A 19177-nucleotide genomic window follows, 5' to 3' on the forward strand; every position below is an offset into this window, starting at 1 on the left:
CTTTCCCCATAGACACCGCCCAGCCCCCGCAGCTTCCTCCCTGAGAGATTTTCCAACGCGGACCACACTCAGGCCAAGCCGAAACCGCGCACCCTGGCCCGCATCAGAAAATCTTCATCTTCTGGAACTTTCGCTGCTGTGAGTGCGAACGTCCGCTCCCCCTGCCCCGCAAAGCCAGCCAGAGCTGCGATGTGTGAGGTCTCCGCCCTGTCAGGCTTTGCTACCGTCATCGCTTTTGGTGACATTCCTGCTTTGCACACCCGGTGACATTTCTGGATGGTTGCAACAGCGTGATAGTGGAGTCACAAACGAAGTGCAACTTCTGTATAAAAACAGTATGTTGCATGAAGTTGTCAAATGGGCCGTTGTTACCTTCATCTGAATCTTTCAGCCATGAAACAATCTATAGGTTTACCTATTCAAAGGAAGGAAAAACAGAACAGCTTTATAAGAATCGGCCAACCCTTGCCACCTTATCCGCCAGAAGCAATTTCGATTTCATCCGACACAGCTTGATACCACTTCATTGAGTAAAGTGGACTTCTGCTATCACCAACATTTGGGAGCATCCATGACCAGAGACGAAATCCGCGTATGGATAGATCAAAACCTTTCCGGACTTGTAACGACCGAAGACGGTTACGATCTTTATTGGTTTTATGATCCTGATTGTGCCACCGTTCCTGAACGCCGCATGCCGTTCGCAACCCTGATGACAACCGACAAGCAAGACTCTGCTTCAAACCTCAGCCGCGAGGGTATCTACCGACTGAATATCAGCGTTGCGAGCCAAACCTACGAAGAGAGTTTTGGCACTCCGCCTAAAGCTGATTGGAGCAAGCCATTTGTGGATACAGGACATGACTTCACGGCACTCGATCGCCTGATGCCCCATCCCGTCTACGCCTCGATGCACTGGGTGTGTGTGCTCAATCCGAGTTCAAGCACCTTCGCGACAATCAGGCCGCTCATGCTCGAGGCATATGAGCTAGCCGCAATAAGGTATAGGCGCCCCACGAGTGACGGCTAGCTACCGCCACGTTCTTGAGAGACGAGATAATTTTGTTCGTCGGATCAAGCCGACATTAGCCGCGTCGCAGCAATCGCCCAGAACCTCCGCAAACTGGCCAAGGTTTTTCCTGCACCGCAGCAAACACGAAAAACCTGATCAGAAAGGTGTTTGCGACCCGTGCAGCGCCCCTCTTAGTGCGCTAAAGCGTTTCGGGATAAACCTAAGACACAAGCTTATCCCGAAACGCAGTGATAAGCCGATAGGGTGTACGCGTTTCGATTTTATGCGATGTCTCAAGGTAAACTCGAAACGCTTTAGCAACACGTTGTTTTTCCACAAAAACGGCGCAAACCGTCATTCGCCGCATAGCGCTCTAAAGTCTGCTTCCCCTGCCCCCGCAAAGCCAGCCAGGTCTGCGATATATGAGATCTCCGCCCTGTCAGGCTTTGCTTACCCTTTGAATGTTGGAAGCATAGCCAAGTGGGATATGATGACGGAACGGGTTATTGCACTTCAACGTGAATCAACAGATAGATAGCTCCCTGCAAGCCAGGCAACTACGGCACACACGACAAACAGGCCCCCGCCCAACCAGATAGACCCTTGCGCATCGGAGCATTGAATGCCGGGACACCGGAGTTGGGCATCAAGGAAGGCCGCACTGCCTACCAAAGCAAAAACGGCCGCGCCGATAATTGCGGCAACCAAAATAAAAACCCATAATCGATATCTCAGCATAACCGTAGTCTTCTACCGCTTTGGCCACTTTCTGGGTTTCAGGTGCTTGTCCAGTTTGGTTACGGAGCGCTCTTTCTTGTTTTTGTATGGATTATCGCCCGAACGCAGCATCAGGCGGATCGGTGTGCCGGGCATGTCGAAGTCGCGGCGCAGGCCGTTGACCAGATACCGGCGGTACGAGTCCGGCAGCGCATCCGGGATCGAGCAAAACAGCGCAAAGCTGGGCGGACGGGTTTTGACCTGCGTCATGTAGCGCAGCTTGATCCGGCGACCGCCGGGCGCGGGTGGCGGGTGCATTTCGACCTCTCCGGCCAGCCATTTGTTCAGCCTTGCGGTTGAAATACGGGTGTTCCAGACAGCATAGGCCTCGAGGATCGCATCCCGCAACTGGTCCAACCCGCGGCCCGTAACGGCCGAGACCATGACCACCGGCGCGCCTTTCAACTGCGGCAGAAGCCGCGCAAATTCCTCGCGCAACTCTTTAGCTTTACCGGATTTATTCTCCTCAAGGTCCCACTTATTCACCGCAATGACGACCGCCCTGCCCTCACGTTCCGCCAAATCAGCAATCCGCAGATCCTGTTGTTCAAATGGTACCTGAACATCCAGCAGCACGACCACGACCTCGGCGAATTTTACGGCGCGCAGACCGTCGGAAACCGACAGTTTCTCCAGCTTTTCCTGCACCTTAGCCTTCTTGCGCATCCCGGCGGTGTCAAAGATGCGGAACGGACGCTGCCCCCAGCTCAGTGAAACAGCGATAGAGTCGCGGGTGATCCCTGCCTCGGGGCCGGTCAGCAGGCGGTCTTCGCCCAGTATCTTGTTGACTAGTGTGGATTTTCCGGCGTTTGGGCGTCCAACAACGGCGATCTGAACCGGCTTATCATCGGGAACTTCTGCCGCATTGCCGTCTTCGTCCACGCTGTTGTCCAACGTGATCTCTGTCATGGGTGCATTCAGCGCGTGTTGCTCCGCCAAAGGCTCAAGAACACGATACAGGTCTTCGAGACCTTCGCCATGCGCCGCAGAGAGTTGTAAAGGATCGCCAAGGCCGAGCGAGAACGCCTCGTAAAATCCCCCCTCCCCCGCTTTTCCCTCGGCCTTGTTGGCGGCAAGGATAACGTGGGCGGCCCGTTTGCGCAGAATCTCGGCCAGGGCCTGATCGGTAGGGGTCACGCCGACACGCGCGTCGATCATGAACAGGCAGATATCGGCCATGTCCACCGCGCGTTCCGTCAGTTTACGCATCCGGCCCGGCAGGCTGTCATCGATGGCATCCTCCAGCCCGGCTGTGTCGATGACGGTGAAGCGCAGCTTGCCCAGCCGTGCCGCGCCTTCGCGCAGATCACGGGTCACACCGGGCTGGTCATCGACCAGCGCCAGTTGTTTACCGACCAAACGGTTGAACAGGGTCGACTTGCCGACATTGGGGCGGCCGACAATGGCAAGTGTAAAGCTCATGCGCGTTCCACGGGGTTTGTGAAGCCCGCCTCCTAACGGATCGCGGGCCTATTGGAAAGCGTGCAATGATCCGTTGCGCGAGACAATATACATCACGCCATCAGCCACCGCCGGCAAAGAGGCCGCCCCGCCAGGCAAATCCACCTCGCCCGCGGCCTTGCCGGTGCGGGGATCAAAGCTGCGCAATTTGCCATCGCCGGAGGCCACCCAAAGCCGCCCACCCGCCAGGATCGGACCGAAATGCGGGATCGCCTCGCGCTTGCGGCTGGGGTTGGTCCATTCTGGTAGATCCGTGCGCCAGATCGCCTGCCCGGTCTCGGCATCGATCCGCACAAGCTGGCCGATATCCGACACGATGAAGACCGAACCGCCAACAGGCACCGCTGGGCTGTAGGCCCCATCACGATGCGTCCAGAGCCGCTCGCCCGAGCGGCGGTCAAGCTGGACCAGACGTCCGGATTGGCTGGCCGCGTAGACCAGATCGAAATCAACCACCGGATCGCCGGAGATATCCTTGATGTTAGAGCGTACCAGTTCGCGCCGCCCGCCGGTAATCGCCGCCGACCATACCCGGCGACCCGAGCGTGTCAGCACAGCCACCACCTCACCCGACTGGAACGGGATCACCGCCACAGGGCCGCGAATGGCCGGGCTTGCACCACCCAGCAGACCGGCCCCAAGACCGGCCCCTTGCACGCGCCAGTCCAGCGCACCGGTTTCCAGATCAAGCCCATAAGCGATGTCGTTACGGGCAACGACCACAACCCTGTCATCCGCCACAGCCGGGGCAGACCGAATGGTCGCATCAACCGATTGCCGCCACAGTATTTCACCGCTTGTCGGGTCAAGCCGCAGTACCTCGCCAAAGCCGGTTGTCGCAATCAAAGCGCCAGCATCATAGGCCAGCCCGCCGCCAAACCCCTCAGGCGCGCGCTCACCCTCACGGGTCACACCCGTGGTCCACAACACGCGGCCTGCGGTGCTGACCGCTGCAACATTCGCGCTTGCATCCAGCGTAAAGATACGGCCATCCGCCACAATCGGGGCCGCCGTGATCCGCGTGCGCCGTCCGCTGCCCGCCCCGATCGACGCCGACCAGCGGCGTGACGGACTGGCGGACAGGACAACATTGCCCAACATATGTGTTTGGTTGCCCTGAAGATGGGTCCAATTGGCATTGCGACGCGCCGCCGGAATGGCGATGTTCGGCACCTCGCCGGTTGTTTCTTGTGTGGCCTCAACCGGACGGATCGGCTCGCGCTCTCCGGGCAGGATAACCTCGCGCTCGGAACAGGCGGTGAGGCTCAGCGCAACAAGGGCAACAACGCGAAGGCGGTTCGGGAAAAGGTACATCATCTGAGATCAGCCGTTCGCAGTGTCATCAGTGTTTTCGGGCGCACGGGGCTCACTGCCCAATGCGGTCAGCATTTGCCGGGCGCGCTGCTGCACGCCAAGCAGTATACCGTCAAGCTCAAGGATGTCTTGAAACGTGCTTATCGCAGCGTCGGCCTCACCCGCCTGCAGTTGGGCCAGGGCGCGCTGTTCCATCGCCAGAGACTGCAATGGGTGGCCCGGCACGGACAACTGTTCCAGGATTGCAGACCGCTCATCCTCGGGCAGCGCATCGCCGCCGAGCATGGCCATCTTCAGCCGTGCCGTATCACGCCATGTCTGCGACAGACCGGTATCCAGCGCCAGATCGCGCAGGACACCGATTGCCTTTTCGCGATCCTTGTTCTGTTCATGCGCCGCAGCCAGCTGAAACCGGACCAGAGGTGCGGTCTCTGCTGCATTTGGCAGCAGCGTCTCAAAGGCCGTTACCCGGTCTTTCGGCTCTTCCAGCTGTAGCGCCAGAATGATGGCATCGCCCCGTTCCTCGGCGGCGGCCTGTGCGCGATGCTTCAGATATTCATTCAGGCCCGATCCGCCGATAATCAGGATCAAAACACCGGCCACCAGCCATGAATATTTCTTCAGGACCTTAAAAAGCCGATCCCGGCGAACCTCTTCGGTTACCTCGTCGAGAAAGGAATCATTCTCTGACACAACATCACTCCTGCCAAAAACCTGCCGGACCATAAACCGGGGCGTGACCGGATGCCAAGTCGCATTCCCCCCAAGAACCGGCAGCACTGTCACAAACCACCGGAAATTTTAAGCTTTGGCTTGAAGTCCTAGTAAGAACTGCTTACTTGAGCCGAAATTGACTTTTGTTGCGGGGCTCGCAACTTGTCAGTTGAGATGAAGTACCGGACGTGCTGGTGGTGTGTGATGTCCTTTGACCGTCTGCGCGGAACCTTTGGCTGATTGGACCATAAAATGCGATTGATGCCGATCCTGACTGCCAGTCTTGTGGCGACAGCATTGTTTGGGGCGATCATGAAGCGCGACGAGTTGCGCGCTTTTGCCATGACTTATCTTGAGGTTCCTGAAGAGGAACTGGCGGATGAGGCTCCCACAACCGAGGAAAATAACCCCAAACCTGAGGGTGTTTCGGTCGTTGTCCGTCGCTCGGTTGCTGAAACGGTGGAAAGCGGGCTGAAACTCAGCGGCAGGACTGAGGCTGCACGCAATATTGAGGTTCGGGCAGAAACCAGCGGTCTGGTGGTCTCGGAGGCGATCCGAAAAGGAGCCAGCGTGGCCGAGGGGGACGTTCTGTGCCACCTTGATACCGGTACGCGCGAAGCCTCGCTTGCGGAGGCCAAAGCGCGGCTTGTTGATGCGGAAAACAAGAACAGAACTGCGCAAAAACTTGCCGAGCGCGGTGTGTCGTCCGAAACCGCCGCAATTTCTTCAGCTGCGGCCCTTGAGGCGGCGCAAGCGATGGTGTCGCAGGCCGAGAAGGAAATTGACCGCCTGACCATTCAGGCCCCTTTTGCCGGTGTTCTGGAGAGCGATACGGCGGAACTCGGCACCTTGCTGCAACCCGGCGCGCCCTGCGCAACATTGATCACGCTGAACCCGATCCACATCGTCGGCTTTGTGCCGGAAACCGATGTTGAAAAGCTTTCGCTTGGCTCCGAGGCTGGCGCGCGGCTGAGCACTGGGCGCGAAATTCTGGGCAGGGTGACCTTCATTTCGCGCGCCGCGGATCCGCTGACACGGACGTTCCGGGTCGAGGTTGAGGTGCCGAACCCCGATACCTCCATCCGTGATGGGCTCAGCGCCGATATCTTGATCGCCCTTTCCGGCGGGATCGGGCATTTCCTGCCGCAATCCGCCCTGACCCTGAATAATGAGGGGCAGTTGGGCGTACGCATCAACGAAAACGGCGTCACGGGGTTCACGCCGGTCAGTGTTATCCGCGATATGGCCAGCGGCATTTGGGTTGCCGGTCTGCCAGAGACGGTCGAAGTCATTGTCGTGGGTCAGGATTTCGTCACCGAAGGCAGCCCGATCCGGGTGACCTATGAAGACGAGGTCAACCAATGACAGGTTTGGTCGACTGGGCCTCCAGCCACGCCCGCATGATCATCGCGATGGTGGTCCTGTCGATCGCGGCAGGGGTGATGTCCTATGTTGGGCTGCCAAAAGAGGGGGAGCCGGATATCGACGTACCGATCCTCTTCGTTTCGGTGCCCTTCCCCGGCATCTCGGCAGAGGACAGCGAAAAGCTGATCGTCAAACCGCTGGAAACCAAGCTGCGCGATCTTGACGGCCTGAAAACCATCAACGCCAACGCCTCCGAAGGCTATGGCGGTGTCCTGCTTGAGTTCGAGTTTGGCTGGGACAAGGGCAAAACGATTGCCGATGTCCGCGACAAGGTCAGTCAGGCCGAGGCGGAATTTCCCAACGGCGCAGAGCAATACTCCATCAACGAGATCAACTTCTCGGAGTTTCCAATCCTGGTCGTATCGCTGTCCGGTGCGGTGCCTGAGCGTACCTTGCTGCGGGTCGCAAAGGAGCTGCAGGACGAGGTAGAGGGACTCGAAGCAGTGCTGGAGGCCGGTCTGGCCGGGCATCGGGACGAAATGGTAGAAGTGGTGATCGACCCCCTGAAACTGGAAAGCTACAACGTCACCGCAGGTGAATTGATCAATGTCGTTGTCAACAACAACCGCCTGATTGCCGCCGGTGAGATCAAGGGTGAAAGCGGCTCGTTCTCGGTCAAGATCCCGTCTGCGTTTGATGACGTTTTAGATGTCTATGCCCTGCCGGTCAAAACCAATGGTGACCGGGTCATAACGCTGGGCGATCTGGCCGATATAAGACTGACCTTCGAGGATCGCAGCGGCACCGCCCGCTACAATCAGGACCCCACGGTCGCGCTGCAGGTGGTCAAGCGTAAGGGATTCAACGTTATTCAGACCTCCCAGATTGTACGCGAGACCGTGACCGCTGCGGTTGAAGAATGGCCGCAGGAATTGCGTGATGCGATCCGGGTGGATTTCTCGATGGATACCTCGGTCGAGGTGGACAGCATGGTCAGCCAGCTTGAGGCCTCAGTCCTGACGGCGATTGCGCTGGTGATGATCGTGGTTCTGGGCTCGCTCGGTATCCGCTCGGCCCTGCTGGTCGGGTTTGCGATCCCGACCTCGTTCCTGCTTTGCTTTGCGCTCCTGTCGGTCTTTGGCATGGCGATTTCGAACATCGTTATGTTCGGGCTGATCCTTGCGGTCGGTATGCTGGTCGATGGGGCCATCGTTGTCGTGGAATATGCGGATAAAGAGATCCAGCGCGGCATCGGTCCGATGACAGCCTATCGCCACGCTGCAAAACGCATGTTCTGGCCAATCGTATCCTCAACCGCGACCACGCTTTGCGCGTTCCTGCCCATGCTGTTCTGGCCGGGTATTCCGGGCGAGTTCATGGGCAACCTGCCTGTGACCCTGATCTTTGTTCTGTCCGCATCGCTGGTCGTTGCCTTGATTTTTCTGCCGGTGATCGGCGGCGTCGCAGGTCGGATGTCGCGGACAATTCATCATATATCGGATGGATTGCGCCGCCGGGTGCCGTGGATCTTGCGGGCTATTTTGGCCATCGGCCCTGCCATCGGTGTCTTTTACGCCTTTCTCTACATGTTCCTTCCGGGTGGCCCGATGGCCCCGGGACCCGATGGCGAGCTGGTACAGCGCGGATCCTATCTGATGCTTGGCCTTTTGGGGCTGATCGCGGCATGGCTGGCCTTGTCCGTGCTGGGCGCCTCGCTGATGCCGCAGCGGCGTGAGGCTGTGGGAAAGGCGGGCTACAAACGCAGCCGTTTCGGCCGCATCATTCACTTTATCGCCGGCAATCCGATCATGCCCTTTGTCTCGGTCGGTTTGGTCATCGGCTTTGTAATGTCGGTGTTTTCCTATTTTGGCGAAAACAACTACGGTGTTGAGTTTTTTGTCGAAACTGAGCCAGAGCGCGCCATCGCCTATGTCCGTGCCCGGGGCAATCTCAGCCTTGCGGAAAAGGACGCCTATGTCCGTCAGGTCGAAGAGATCATCGTCAATGTCCCCGGCGTCGAGTCGGTGTTTGCGTTTGCTGGGTCTGGCGGTCTGAACCAGAATTCAGGCGGCGCAGAGGCCCCGAAAGATGCCGTTGGACAGGTGCAGATCGAACTGGATGGCTGGCAGGAACGGTATGCTCTGGGGGAGAAAGGCCGCGGCGGCTACATTCTGAACGAGATCAACCGCCAACTGGCGAATGTCCCCGGCATTCAGGCCGAAATCTCAGAACAGGCCATGGGACCCGCCAGCGGCAAACCCCTACATCTGCGTCTGAAATCAAGCAACTGGGAAGACTTGCAAGCAGCCACCGCCCTCATTCAAAAGAGATTTGAGGCTGATCCGCTTTTGAAAGAGGTTGAGAACACCCTGCCCCTGCCCGGCATCGACTGGCAGATTGATGTCGATGTTGAAACCGCAGGACGTTTTGGCGCCGATGTGGCAACTGTCGGGGCCATGGTGCAGCTGGTCACGCGCGGTCTGACCGTGGACACAATGCGCGTTGACAGTTCGGACGAAGAAATCGACATCCGGGTCCGCCTGCCCGAAGAGGACCGGATCCTTGCCACCCTTGATACCTTGCGCGTGCGCACCCGCGAGGGGTTGGTGCCGCTGTCAAACTTCATCTCCCGGCAACCGGTTCGCAAGCTGGGACAGATCGAACGCACGGATGGCCAGCGCTATTTCGACGTGAAGGCAAATATCGTCGACGATATGGTCAAGCTGACCGAGGTGATCGAGGAAAACACCAATTCCGCTGAGGAAGACGCACCTGCGGTTGAGCCGAAGGTCGAGTTTTTGCCTGCCAAAGATCTGGAAACAGATGAGGTCTGGCAGGCTCGTCTGGCCGATGGCAGCTGGAAACAGGCTGTGGTCAATCCGAACGAACGTATCGCCGCCCTGACAGAATGGCTGGAGGAGACGACCCCCCTGCCCTCGACCGTCAGCTGGGAATGGACCGGCGACCAGAAGGATCAGGAAGAGAGCGGCGCATTCCTGATGACCGCGTTTACGGGTGCCCTGGGCCTGATGTTCATCATTCTGCTGGCGCAGTTCAACTCGGTATACAATTCCATTCTGGTGCTGACAGCCGTGGTTCTGTCGGTCACCGGCTGTCTGATCGGGATGCTTGTGATGGAACAGCCATTCTCAATCATTATGACCGGAACCGGGATTGTCGCGCTGGCAGGCATCGTTGTGAACAACAACATCGTGCTGATTGATACCTATCAGGAATTCAGCCGCTATATGCCACGGATCGAGGCGATCACCCGCACGGCCGAGGCCCGCATCCGCCCGGTTCTGTTGACCACCATCACCACAATGGCCGGGCTGGCTCCGATGATGTTCGGCCTGTCGGTCGATTTCGTGAATGGCGGCTTTACCATCGACGCGCCAACCTCGCTGTGGTGGAAGCAGCTGGCCACAGCCGTTGTCTTCGGCCTTGGCCTGGCAACGGTCCTGACCCTTGTTGTCACCCCAGCCCTGCTGGCCGTGCGAGTCTGGGCAACGAAGGGGGCATATGGCTTTGGAATACGCCTGCTGGCCATCGGCAGCGGACGCAATGGCAAAGCAGCCCGCGATCTGCGCCTTGCACGCGCTGCCAAACGCCGCCCGGCGCAAGACGTTCAATGGGAACACGAAATACCCCCGCTCCGCCTGCGGCACCCGATCTTTGCCGGGAAACCAAAAGCGGCAGAGTGATGAACCGGAGGACGGTTATCGGTGTCTTGGGGCTGGCCGCAGCGGCGGTACTTTCAGCGATAGTCCTGCACCCTGCCCTGATCCGCACACGTCTGGACCACGCCGCCCGTGTCTTTCTTAAAGCGTTTCGAGTTTACCTTGAGACCTCACATAAAATCGAAACGCGTACGCCATATAGGCTTATCACTGCGTTTCGGGATAATCCTTTGGCTCAGGTTTATCCCGAAACGCTTTAACGAAACATTGTCGACACCCAACGTATCTCTCGACGCGGCGAAATATGAGGCCGCCGTCCTGCCTTTTGGCGATCCAGCAGCAATCTGGACCCTGCAAACCTCAGACATCGCACGGCTTAAGACTGCGGCAGAGCGCAAGATGGCCCCGGCTGACCTGAGCGACAGAGACTGGTTCGCCAGCGCCGTGATCGAGGCTTTCGGCGCAGAGCCAGCCAAGACCGACACGTTGCGTCTCTATCGCACAGACACCAGTTTGGGGCCGGGCACGGTCTGTCCAGATGACCAATGCGCTGTTTATCTGATGATGAATGACGCAGATGCCTGGCTTCAGATTATCTCATTCTGAGGCGCAAAGATCTGCCGACCCGCAACGCTGGGGTATGTTGAGATACCTTGAAAGTTGATTAGCATAGACCGTTGATCATTCGGATATGGGCTCAACAACCGTCATCCGCAGCGGAACGTCACGTTGTCTATCTATTGATGATGTGTTTTTGACAATACGATCAGAACGACTTGCTTGTATGGGATTCGAACAATGCAAAACAGTTTCTATCGGCGCACAGCCTTGATTGCTCATACTCTGCTTTCGGCGGTTTTTGCTCTCCCCCTATCCGCACAGGAGATCGTTCACCGCGATGACCTCCAGACGGTGTTTGACCAGCAAAGTGTTAACGGCGGGTTCGCCTCGTTCAACGTTGCTGAAAACCAGCTGACAGTGGTCAATTCTACACGCGCTGAACACCGCTATATCCCAGCCTCGACCTTCAAGATCGTCAACAGTCTGATCGCGCTGGAAACCGGTGTCGTAGCCGATGAGAATGAGATTGTTCCCTACGGCAGCAAGCCCCAACCCATCGAAGAATGGGAGGCGGATATGTCCTTACGTGATGGCATCAGCATCTCGAACGTTCCGGTGTTTCAGGAAATCGCACGGCGCGTCGGCCTACCGCGCTATGAAAAATACTTGAAAATGTATGGCTTCGGGAATCAACAGGTCGGAAGCGATGTGGAGATGTTCTGGTTAACCGGTCCGCTGAAAGTCAGCGCCACCGAGTATGCGTATTTTCTCAGCAAGCTCGCCACCGGAAATCTGCCTGCAAGCCCTGAGAACCAGGCGATAGTCCGCGATATCATCCGCCTAGAGGCCAAAGGGACAGCAGTTCTCTATGGCAAGACCGGCTGGACCACATATCCCGACCCTGACATCGGGTGGTTTGTCGGATGGGTGGAACGTGATGGCGATCTGACTACATTCGCGCTCAATATCGACATTCGACATCGGGATGATGCCGCGAAACGTATTGTCTTAGCAAAAGCCTTACTTGCAGAGCTTGGAGTTTATTGACACGCTAAGGCGTAAAAAGTGAGCAGAAGGCCCCGCCAGACTGGCGGGGCTTTCTATTTTCGAACAAGACTTACTCGGCCGTTCCAGCCTTGAAGAACATCGTTTCACCGGAATGATCATCAACGCTGTTACTGTCGGTGGACACCACATGATGCCATCCTCGGCAGTAACCAAACCTCCGATCTTGTCCAGTGCGTAGCTGACGGTAGAGGCCAGCAAACGCAGATCCGGCAGTCAGTGACAGAACTGACGGCAGGCAGCGGTAACGATAGATCATGGGGCTTACTTGTTGGAAACTCCATAGGGCTTCGCAGCGACCAAGACGCTTTGATAGCAAATGGATGAAACCGATCCCCGAATTGACGACCGGCGGCATAGGTCGCATCGTGGCGCAATGACACGCGAGAAAATGATCATCTGCATCGCCGGACCGACTGCCTCGGGTAAGTCGGGTCTGGCGCTGGCCTTGGCCCGGCATATTGGGGCCGATATCATCAATGCAGACGCGCTGCAGGTTTATGCCAACTGGCGGATTCTAACCTCCCGACCGCCAGAGTCAGACCTGCAGATCGCGCCGCATCGCCTGTACGGGCATGTCGCGCGCGAAACCACCTATTCTGTCGGCGCCTGGTTGCGCGATATCGCCCCCCTGCTGGCCGCGCCCGGACCGCATATCATTGTCGGCGGCACGGGGCTTTATTTTACCGCGCTGACCAACGGTCTGGCCCAGGTGCCGGAGGTGCCGGGCGATATCAGGCTGGAAGGCGACGCATTGCGGCGCAGCGCAGGGGCTGAGGGATTTCTAAGCTACCTAGCGCCGCATGATCCCGTGATCCTGACCCGGATCGACACACAAAACCCCATGCGTCTGCAACGCGCGTGGGAGGTACACCGCGCCACCGGCCGTGCGCTGTCAGATTGGCAGGATCAGACCGGCCCGCCGCTGGTCCCACCCCAGGATGCGCTGCGGCTAAAGCTGATGGCCCCGCCTGACTGGCTGACACCGCGTATCGAGACCCGGTTCGATCAGATGATCGACGAAGGCGCACTGGAGGAATGCCGTGCCAATCTGCAAGGCTGGGACCCCGAACGCCCCTCGTCCCGCGCTTTGGGCGGGCCCGAGATGATCCGCTATCTGCAAGGCCAGATGACGCTGGAGGCGGCGATTGAACAGGGCAAGATCGCAACGCGTCAATATGCGAAACGGCAGCGAACCTGGTTCCGGTCGCGCATGGCTGACTGGCAGGAGATTGAGGCGTCGAAGTTAGATCAGGCCACAGTAAACCGTATTATTTCAATGACCTGAACGGAAGTCTTGAAACTGATTGCGTTGCTTGGTTGTCCAGGCAACAGACAGATGATAGCCGGTTTCGTCCTGATGTTCGGACTGCACCAGATCATGTTCGAAGAGCCAGGACCGCATCCGGCCTTCCGCAAAGCCAAGATCGACGGTTTCCTGCGTTGTCGGCTCCGCCAGAGACACATCAATCGCTTCGCAAAGCGCGTCCATGCCCTGCCCTGACAATGCGGAAAGCGCGATCTTTTGCGGGTCACGGTCGGCCGCATTGAGGACCGCTTTGGCCTGATCCGGCGACAGCAAATCCAGTTTGTTATGTACCTCGATCATGCTGCCCTGAACCGCTTCGCCCAGCCCCAGTGTCTCAAGGATATCGAGCACGTCTTCGGCCTGCACCTCCGTTTCGGGGTGCGAGATATCGCGGACATGAACCACCAGATCGGCATCCAAAACCTCCTCCAGCGTGGCGCGGAAGGCGGCGACCAGTTGTTTCGGCAGGTCCGAGATAAAACCAACCGTGTCCGTCAGAATAACCTCACGCCCCGAGGGCAGCGCAACACGGCGCATGGTCGGGTCAAGTGTTGCGAACAGCATATCCTTGGCCACCACATCGGCACCGGTCAAGCGATTGAACAGGCTCGATTTCCCAGCGTTGGTGTAGCCGACAAGCGCGACAATCGGGAACGGCACCTTCTTGCGCGCGGCACGATGCAATTCGCGGGTTTTGACCACCTTGGACAATTGCCGCCGGATGCGGGTGATCTGTTCGGCGATGGCGCGCCGGTCAGCCTCGATCTGGGTTTCACCGGGGCCGCCAACAAATCCAAGCGCGCCGCGCTGGCGCTCCAAGTGTGTCCAACTGCGGACCAGACGTGATTTCTGATAGATCAGATGCGCCAGATCGACCTGCAACACCCCTTCGCGTGTCTGGGCGCGATCACCGAAAATCTCAAGGATCAGCCCGGTCCGGTCCAATATCTTGACCTTCCAGAACTTTTCCAGATTGCGCTGCTGGATCGGTGACACGGGGCCGTCAATGATCACAAGACCCGCTTCAAGATCAGCGCATAGCACCTTGATCTCATTCACCTTACCGGTCCCAAATAACGTTCCGGCCTTGGGCGCGTTTACAGGCACGACAAAAGACGCGACGACCTCCAACTCCGGCAAGGCCTCAGTCAGAGAGACGGCTTCTTCCAATGCAAGATCAGGGCTGCGGCGGCTTTCGCTGCGGCCCAGATCAGGATGCAGGACAAGTGTTTTCAAGTCAGGCTTGATCCTCGCCCTCATAGAGGGACACGGGCTGTGATGGCATGATCGTCGAGATCGCATGCTTGTAAACCAGCTGGGACTGACCGTCCCGGCGCAGAAGCACACAGAAATTATCGAACCAGGTGATCACGCCCTGAAGCTTCACACCATTGACCAGAAAGATGGTCACAGGGATTTTCGCTTTGCGAACATTGTTCAGGAAAGCATCTTGCAGGTTCTGTTTGTCGGCAGCCATTCTATCAGCCTTAAGTTTTGTAAAGCCGCCCAAACGCGGCTCTATTGTTGTTGTTATTCACGTTATGGGACCGCCGGACACGAATTTCCAGTGAAAACCGGGGAAAAAAGTGAACAGAGGGTGATAAATTGGTGTTATTTGCGCCAATAACCGGGATTGAATAGGGCGATCACCACCAGCGTCTCCAGACGTCCAAGGATCATTGCCGCACACAGAACGGCTTGGGTCGCACCATCAATATTAAGCAAAGCACCGGTTTCCCCCAGCAGATCCGCGGCCGGTCCGGTATTGGTCAGGGTCGCAACAGCCAATGCAAAAGCCGCGTCAAACCGGATATCCAGTGCCGTCAGGGCCAGCAGAACAAACGCTATGCTGAACAGAAACATCATCAAAAAAATCCAGGCGATCCGTGCGCCCTCGCGCCGGAATTGCCGTGCGGTCATACCCGCCCCGCCAACAGAGTGCGGATAGATCAGGCGTCCCATCTCACGCCGACCATGTTTGTAAAGCGCATAGACCCGCAGCAGTTTCACCCCGCCTGCCGTCGTTGCGATCCCGCCGCCCATGACGCACAGCGTCAGCAGGATCAGCCCCGGCGCGCCCAGCCCGGTCCAATTGCGCGCCGCATCCCAGTCACCGCTTTCAAAGCCCATTGTGGTCAGGAATGACAGGACATTGAACATGCCCCCCCAAAGCGCGCGCAGGGCTGTGGTGATGTTCTGTTCCTGACTGACCTCAAGGGCGGCGACGAAATGGCGGGCGAACAGAATGGCTGGCACCACGACGACACAGGCCAGCGCGATCTTGAACTCTGGATCAAGCCCACGCCGGGTCACAAACCCTGCCTTCAGCGACGAAACGAGCGGTCGCCGCGACACTGCGAAGAACAGAAAACCGAAGATCAGGATTTCCCCGATGCGCCCGCTTGCCGCCATATAGGGTTCTGACAGCGGCGTAATGCCCGAGGTAGACATCACCGACATGGCGTGGATCATCGCGACAAAGGCCCGGTCGCCAGCGCTTACAAGGGCCACCATAAGCGCAAGGGTCAGCGCGGCGTAGGGAACGGCAATGATACGCCCTGCCCTTAACAATGCGTGGTGGTCCGCATCACCGCCACTGCCCAGCCCCCGCTGCTTTCCGCCTGTGCCAAGGCTTGCCTGAATTTCAAAGCCGCCCAGTTTCAAAGGCTCCAGAATGGCGACCGCAGCCGACAGGATAAACAGTCCCCCACCCCAACCGACCACTGCGCGCCAGGTATGGATAGGGTCCGGCAGAGCCTCTGGGGTGCTGAACAAAGTCGACCCTGTGGTGGTCAGACAGGACAGCATCTCGAAATACGCCTGAGAGAACGTGATCCAGGGCACCAGATGCGCGACGGGCATCGCCATCATCACCGGCAAAATCAGATAGCACAGCAACAGCGAGGCCAGTTGCCGGCTGCCTCCGGACCGGCGCTTTCGGTTGGCCAGCGCCAGCCCGAAAATCACCGATATGATGATGAAGAACAGCCCATGATACCAAAAGGTCCGGGCTGAGGCGAAATCGGATATCCGCAAAGCATGTGCCGCCGGGATAAACATCAACACCGCAAACAGCAGCATCAATGCAATGGGCAGCGGCAGGCTGAGGAACAGGCGCGCCATTCAGAAGAAATCGATGCTGACCTGAAACAGGCTCTCGACCTCTGCCACACGCTCGGACAGGGCAAAGACGGTCAGGCGGTCGCCCTCTTCTATGCGGGTATCGCCGCTGGGCAGGATCACTTTGCCTTTCTTGAGGATCATGCCCACCAGCGCCCCCTCGGGCCAGTCAACCTCGCGCATGAGCTTGCCCGAAATGGCCGAGGTGCCCAAAACCTGAGCCTCCAGAATCTCAGCCTCGGCGTCACCAACGGAATAGACCCCCTGAATGCGCCCATGACGGATATGGCGCAGGATCGAAGAGACGGTTGTCGCCCGCGGATTGACCAAGGCATCGATATTCAGCGGCGCCATCAGCGCCGACATGGATGGGTCATTGATCAGGGCCACAACCAGACCGCAGCCTTCAGATTTAGCCCGCGCACAGCTTAGCAGATTGGTTTTGTCATCATCGGTCAGGGCCAGAACGGCCCCTGCTGTTTCAAGCCCGGCTTCCTTCAGCAACTCAGCATCCAGCCCGTCGCCATGCAAAACGATAGACCGGCTCAGCGTATCGGCGGCGGCTTCGGCGACATTGCGGTCCTTTTCGATCAGGCGCACACGGGGCTTATCGGGCGATTTTTCCAGCGCCTGGGCAACCCCCAGCCCGACATTACCGCCACCGATGATGATGATCCGCTCCACCTTGGCGCTGGTTTTGCCAAAAATCTCCATCGTGCGCGGCACATCATCCGTGGCCGCACACACATAGATCTCATCCCCGGCATAAATCTGATCGGTCGAACTTGGCACAAACAGGCGCTTTTCGCGGCGGATACCGACGACAATGGCCTTGAGTGTCGAAAACAACTCGGTCAATTGCCGCAGCGGTGTGTGGATCACCGGGCAATCCTCGTCGATCGCGATGCCGACCAGCTGGGCCGCGCCATCCAGAAACTTCTCGGTATCGAAGGCCGCAGGTGCTGTCAGGCGCTGAAGCGTCGCCTCGGCGACCTCGTGCTCGGGCGAGATGACCACATCAATCGGCATGTGGTCGCGACGATAGAGATCGGAATAGATCGCTTCGAGATACGATCGCGCCCGCAGCCGCGCGACCTTGCTCGGCACCGAAAACACCGAATGGGCCACCTGGCAGGTGACCATGTTTACCTCGTCCAATTGGGTCGCCGCGATGATCATATCAGCATCATCGGCCCCGGCCCGGGCCAGCACATCCGGGTGCGAGGCAAAACCGGTGATGCCAGAGACATCCAACGTATCGGTGAGGCGGCGGATCAATTCCGTATTGCGGTCAATGACCGTAACGTCATTGCCCTCGGTCGCAAGGTGGCGCGCCAACTGGCCGCCGACCTGCCCGCCGCCACAGATAATCACTTTCATGCTGCGTCGCCTGTTTCCCCTTCATCCGCGATCCGGGCTCCGGACCGCGCTGTGGTAATGACGTTGAGCGATTTCAGCTTGCGGTGCAAGGCAGAGCGTTCCATGCCCACAAAATTCGCCGTGCGGGAAATGTTGCCGCCGAACCGGTTGATCTGGGCCACCAGATATTCCCGCTCGAACATCTCACGCGCCTCGCGCAGCGGCATCCCGGCATAGGTGGCCGAGATCAGAGAGCCGACATTCTCGGGTGTCGGTGCCGCAATTTCTGACGGAAACTCCGAGGCTTCGATATTGCCGGTATCCGGTCCCATAATCAGGCAGCGTTCCAGCGTGTTACGCAACTGGCGGATATTGCCGGGCCAGTTCATTGTCTGCAGATGCGCCTCTGCGTCCAGGGTCATGCGGCGCTGCGGCAAGCCCTGCTGCTGGTTAAGGTCCTTGATGAAATGCGCGGCCAGATCCGGGATATCATCGCGGCGCGAATCCAAAGGCGGCACCTCAATCGGCACGACGTTCAAGCGATGATACAGTTCCTCGCGGAAATGTCCCGCCTCAACCTCGGCCTTCAGATCGCGATTAGTGGCCGACAGAACGCGGACATCGACGCGGACCATGTCATTTGACCCGGTGCGCTGAAAGCTCTGATCCACCAGCACGCGCAGGATTTTCGACTGGGTGACGGGCGGCATATCTGCCACCTCGTCGAAAAACAGGATGCCACCATGGGCCTGCTCGAACAGGCCCTGTTCATGCCCCCGGTCATCCGAGACGCGACCGAACAGCACCTCTTCCATCCGCTCTGGCTCGATCGTCGCCGAAGACACCGTAATAAAGGGCCCTGACTCACGATCTGAATGCTGATGCAGATAACGTGCGGCGACTTCCTTGCCGGACCCAGCCGGACCGGTCAACATCACGCGGCCATTGCCTTTAGCAACCTTATCCAGCTGCGATCGCAGCGCCTTCATGGCGTTGGAAGCCCCGATCATCTGAGTTTCCGCCCCGTCCTGCACCCGAAGCGACGCGTTTTCCCGCCGCAAACGCGCGGTTTCCATCGCACGCCCGATCACGACCATCAGCTGATCGATATTGAACGGCTTCTCAATGAAATCATACGCCCCCTGCTTGATCGCGGCGACGGCAATCTCAATGTTGCCATGGCCCGAGATAATCACCACAGGAACTTCGGGATTGTCCCGTTTCACGGTCTTGAGGATATCAATCCCATCCATCTTGCTGTCTTTCAGCCAGATATCCAGAATGATCAAATCCGGCGCGTCCAGATTAATCTCTTTCATCGCGGTGTCGCTGTCCCCTGCCAGCCGAACCGCGTGCCCTTCATCGCGCAGAATATCCCCGATCAGTTCGCGGATATCCCGCTCATCATCCACAACCAGTATATCGCCCATATCTACCCTC

General features: G+C 58.2%; 15 protein-coding genes. 7 read left to right on the forward strand and 8 right to left on the reverse strand.

Annotation, left to right across the window (positions count from 1 at the left end; translation table 11 throughout):
* Positions 1-571: 571 nt before the first annotated feature.
* The gene (locus ACW9UQ_RS13535; protein WP_458931551.1) at positions 572-1030 is read left to right on the forward strand and encodes a DUF6194 family protein; all 459 of its coding nucleotides are present in this window, start codon (positions 572-574) and stop codon (positions 1028-1030) included.
* 732 nt (positions 1031-1762) lie between these two features.
* On the opposite strand, the gene der is transcribed toward ACW9UQ_RS13535, so the two are convergent.
* From der to ACW9UQ_RS13550, 3 genes are read right to left on the reverse strand one after another with little or no spacing between them, the layout of a single operon-like run.
* Positions 1763-3211 carry a ribosome biogenesis GTPase Der gene (der, locus tag ACW9UQ_RS13540; protein ID WP_458931552.1) on the reverse strand — a complete coding sequence of 483 codons (1449 nt, stop codon included), beginning with the start codon at positions 3209-3211 and terminating at the stop codon, positions 1763-1765.
* 48 nt (positions 3212-3259) lie between these two features.
* Positions 3260-4567: an outer membrane protein assembly factor BamB family protein gene (locus tag ACW9UQ_RS13545; protein ID WP_458931553.1), complete on the reverse strand. Its 1308-nt coding sequence runs from the start codon at positions 4565-4567 to the stop codon at positions 3260-3262.
* A gap of 6 nt (positions 4568-4573) precedes the next feature.
* Positions 4574-5257 carry a hypothetical protein gene (locus ACW9UQ_RS13550; protein ID WP_458931554.1) on the reverse strand — a complete coding sequence of 228 codons (684 nt, stop codon included), beginning with the start codon at positions 5255-5257 and terminating at the stop codon, positions 4574-4576.
* Positions 5258-5530: 273 nt separating this feature from the next.
* Here ACW9UQ_RS13550 and ACW9UQ_RS13555 point away from each other — a divergent pair, with 273 nt between their 5' ends.
* From ACW9UQ_RS13555 to miaA, 6 genes are all read left to right on the forward strand, one after another.
* Positions 5531-6643 carry an efflux RND transporter periplasmic adaptor subunit gene (locus ACW9UQ_RS13555; RefSeq protein ID WP_458931555.1) on the forward strand — a complete coding sequence of 371 codons (1113 nt, stop codon included), beginning with the start codon at positions 5531-5533 and terminating at the stop codon, positions 6641-6643.
* Entirely contained in the window at positions 6640-10347 is a 3708-nt protein-coding gene (locus ACW9UQ_RS13560) for an efflux RND transporter permease subunit (protein ID WP_458931556.1), read from the forward strand. The genes ACW9UQ_RS13555 and ACW9UQ_RS13560 overlap by 4 nt, the downstream gene beginning before the upstream one ends.
* On the forward strand, positions 10347-10583 hold the full coding sequence (locus tag ACW9UQ_RS13565; protein ID WP_458931557.1) for a hypothetical protein: 237 nt from the start codon (positions 10347-10349) through the stop codon (positions 10581-10583). Before ACW9UQ_RS13560 ends, ACW9UQ_RS13565 begins: the two co-directional genes overlap by 1 nt.
* Before the next feature lie 7 nt (positions 10584-10590).
* Positions 10591-10929 carry a hypothetical protein gene (locus tag ACW9UQ_RS13570; RefSeq protein WP_458931558.1) on the forward strand — a complete coding sequence of 113 codons (339 nt, stop codon included), beginning with the start codon at positions 10591-10593 and terminating at the stop codon, positions 10927-10929.
* Between the two features lie 192 nt (positions 10930-11121).
* Positions 11122-11931 (forward strand): class D beta-lactamase, encoded by an 810-nt coding sequence (blaOXA, locus tag ACW9UQ_RS13575; RefSeq protein WP_458931559.1) that lies wholly within the window; start codon positions 11122-11124, stop codon positions 11929-11931.
* Positions 11932-12325: 394 nt separating this feature from the next.
* The gene (gene miaA / locus ACW9UQ_RS13580; RefSeq protein WP_458931560.1) at positions 12326-13237 is read left to right on the forward strand and encodes a tRNA (adenosine(37)-N6)-dimethylallyltransferase MiaA; all 912 of its coding nucleotides are present in this window, start codon (positions 12326-12328) and stop codon (positions 13235-13237) included.
* On the opposite strand, the gene hflX is transcribed toward miaA, so the two are convergent.
* The 5 genes from hflX to ntrX all read right to left on the reverse strand — a co-directional run bounded on the left by hflX (position 13226) and on the right by ntrX (position 19167).
* On the reverse strand, positions 13226-14518 hold the full coding sequence (gene hflX, locus ACW9UQ_RS13585; protein ID WP_458931561.1) for a GTPase HflX: 1293 nt from the start codon (positions 14516-14518) through the stop codon (positions 13226-13228). The two genes, miaA and hflX, sit on opposite strands and share 12 nt — an antisense overlap.
* On the reverse strand, positions 14496-14735 hold the full coding sequence (hfq, locus tag ACW9UQ_RS13590) for an RNA chaperone Hfq (RefSeq protein WP_458931562.1): 240 nt from the start codon (positions 14733-14735) through the stop codon (positions 14496-14498). Before hfq ends, hflX begins: the two co-directional genes overlap by 23 nt.
* A gap of 134 nt (positions 14736-14869) precedes the next feature.
* A complete protein-coding gene (locus ACW9UQ_RS13595; protein ID WP_458931563.1) occupies positions 14870-16381 on the reverse strand; it encodes a TrkH family potassium uptake protein in 1512 nt (503 codons plus the stop codon).
* Complete coding sequence (gene trkA / locus ACW9UQ_RS13600) at positions 16382-17758, reverse strand: Trk system potassium transporter TrkA (protein WP_458931564.1); 1377 nt, start codon at positions 17756-17758, stop codon at positions 16382-16384.
* Entirely contained in the window at positions 17755-19167 is a 1413-nt protein-coding gene (gene ntrX / locus ACW9UQ_RS13605) for a nitrogen assimilation response regulator NtrX (RefSeq protein WP_458931565.1), read from the reverse strand. The genes trkA and ntrX overlap by 4 nt, the downstream gene beginning before the upstream one ends.
* Positions 19168-19177 lie beyond the last annotated feature (10 nt).

It is taken from the genome of Halovulum sp. GXIMD14793 (genome assembly GCF_054457435.1).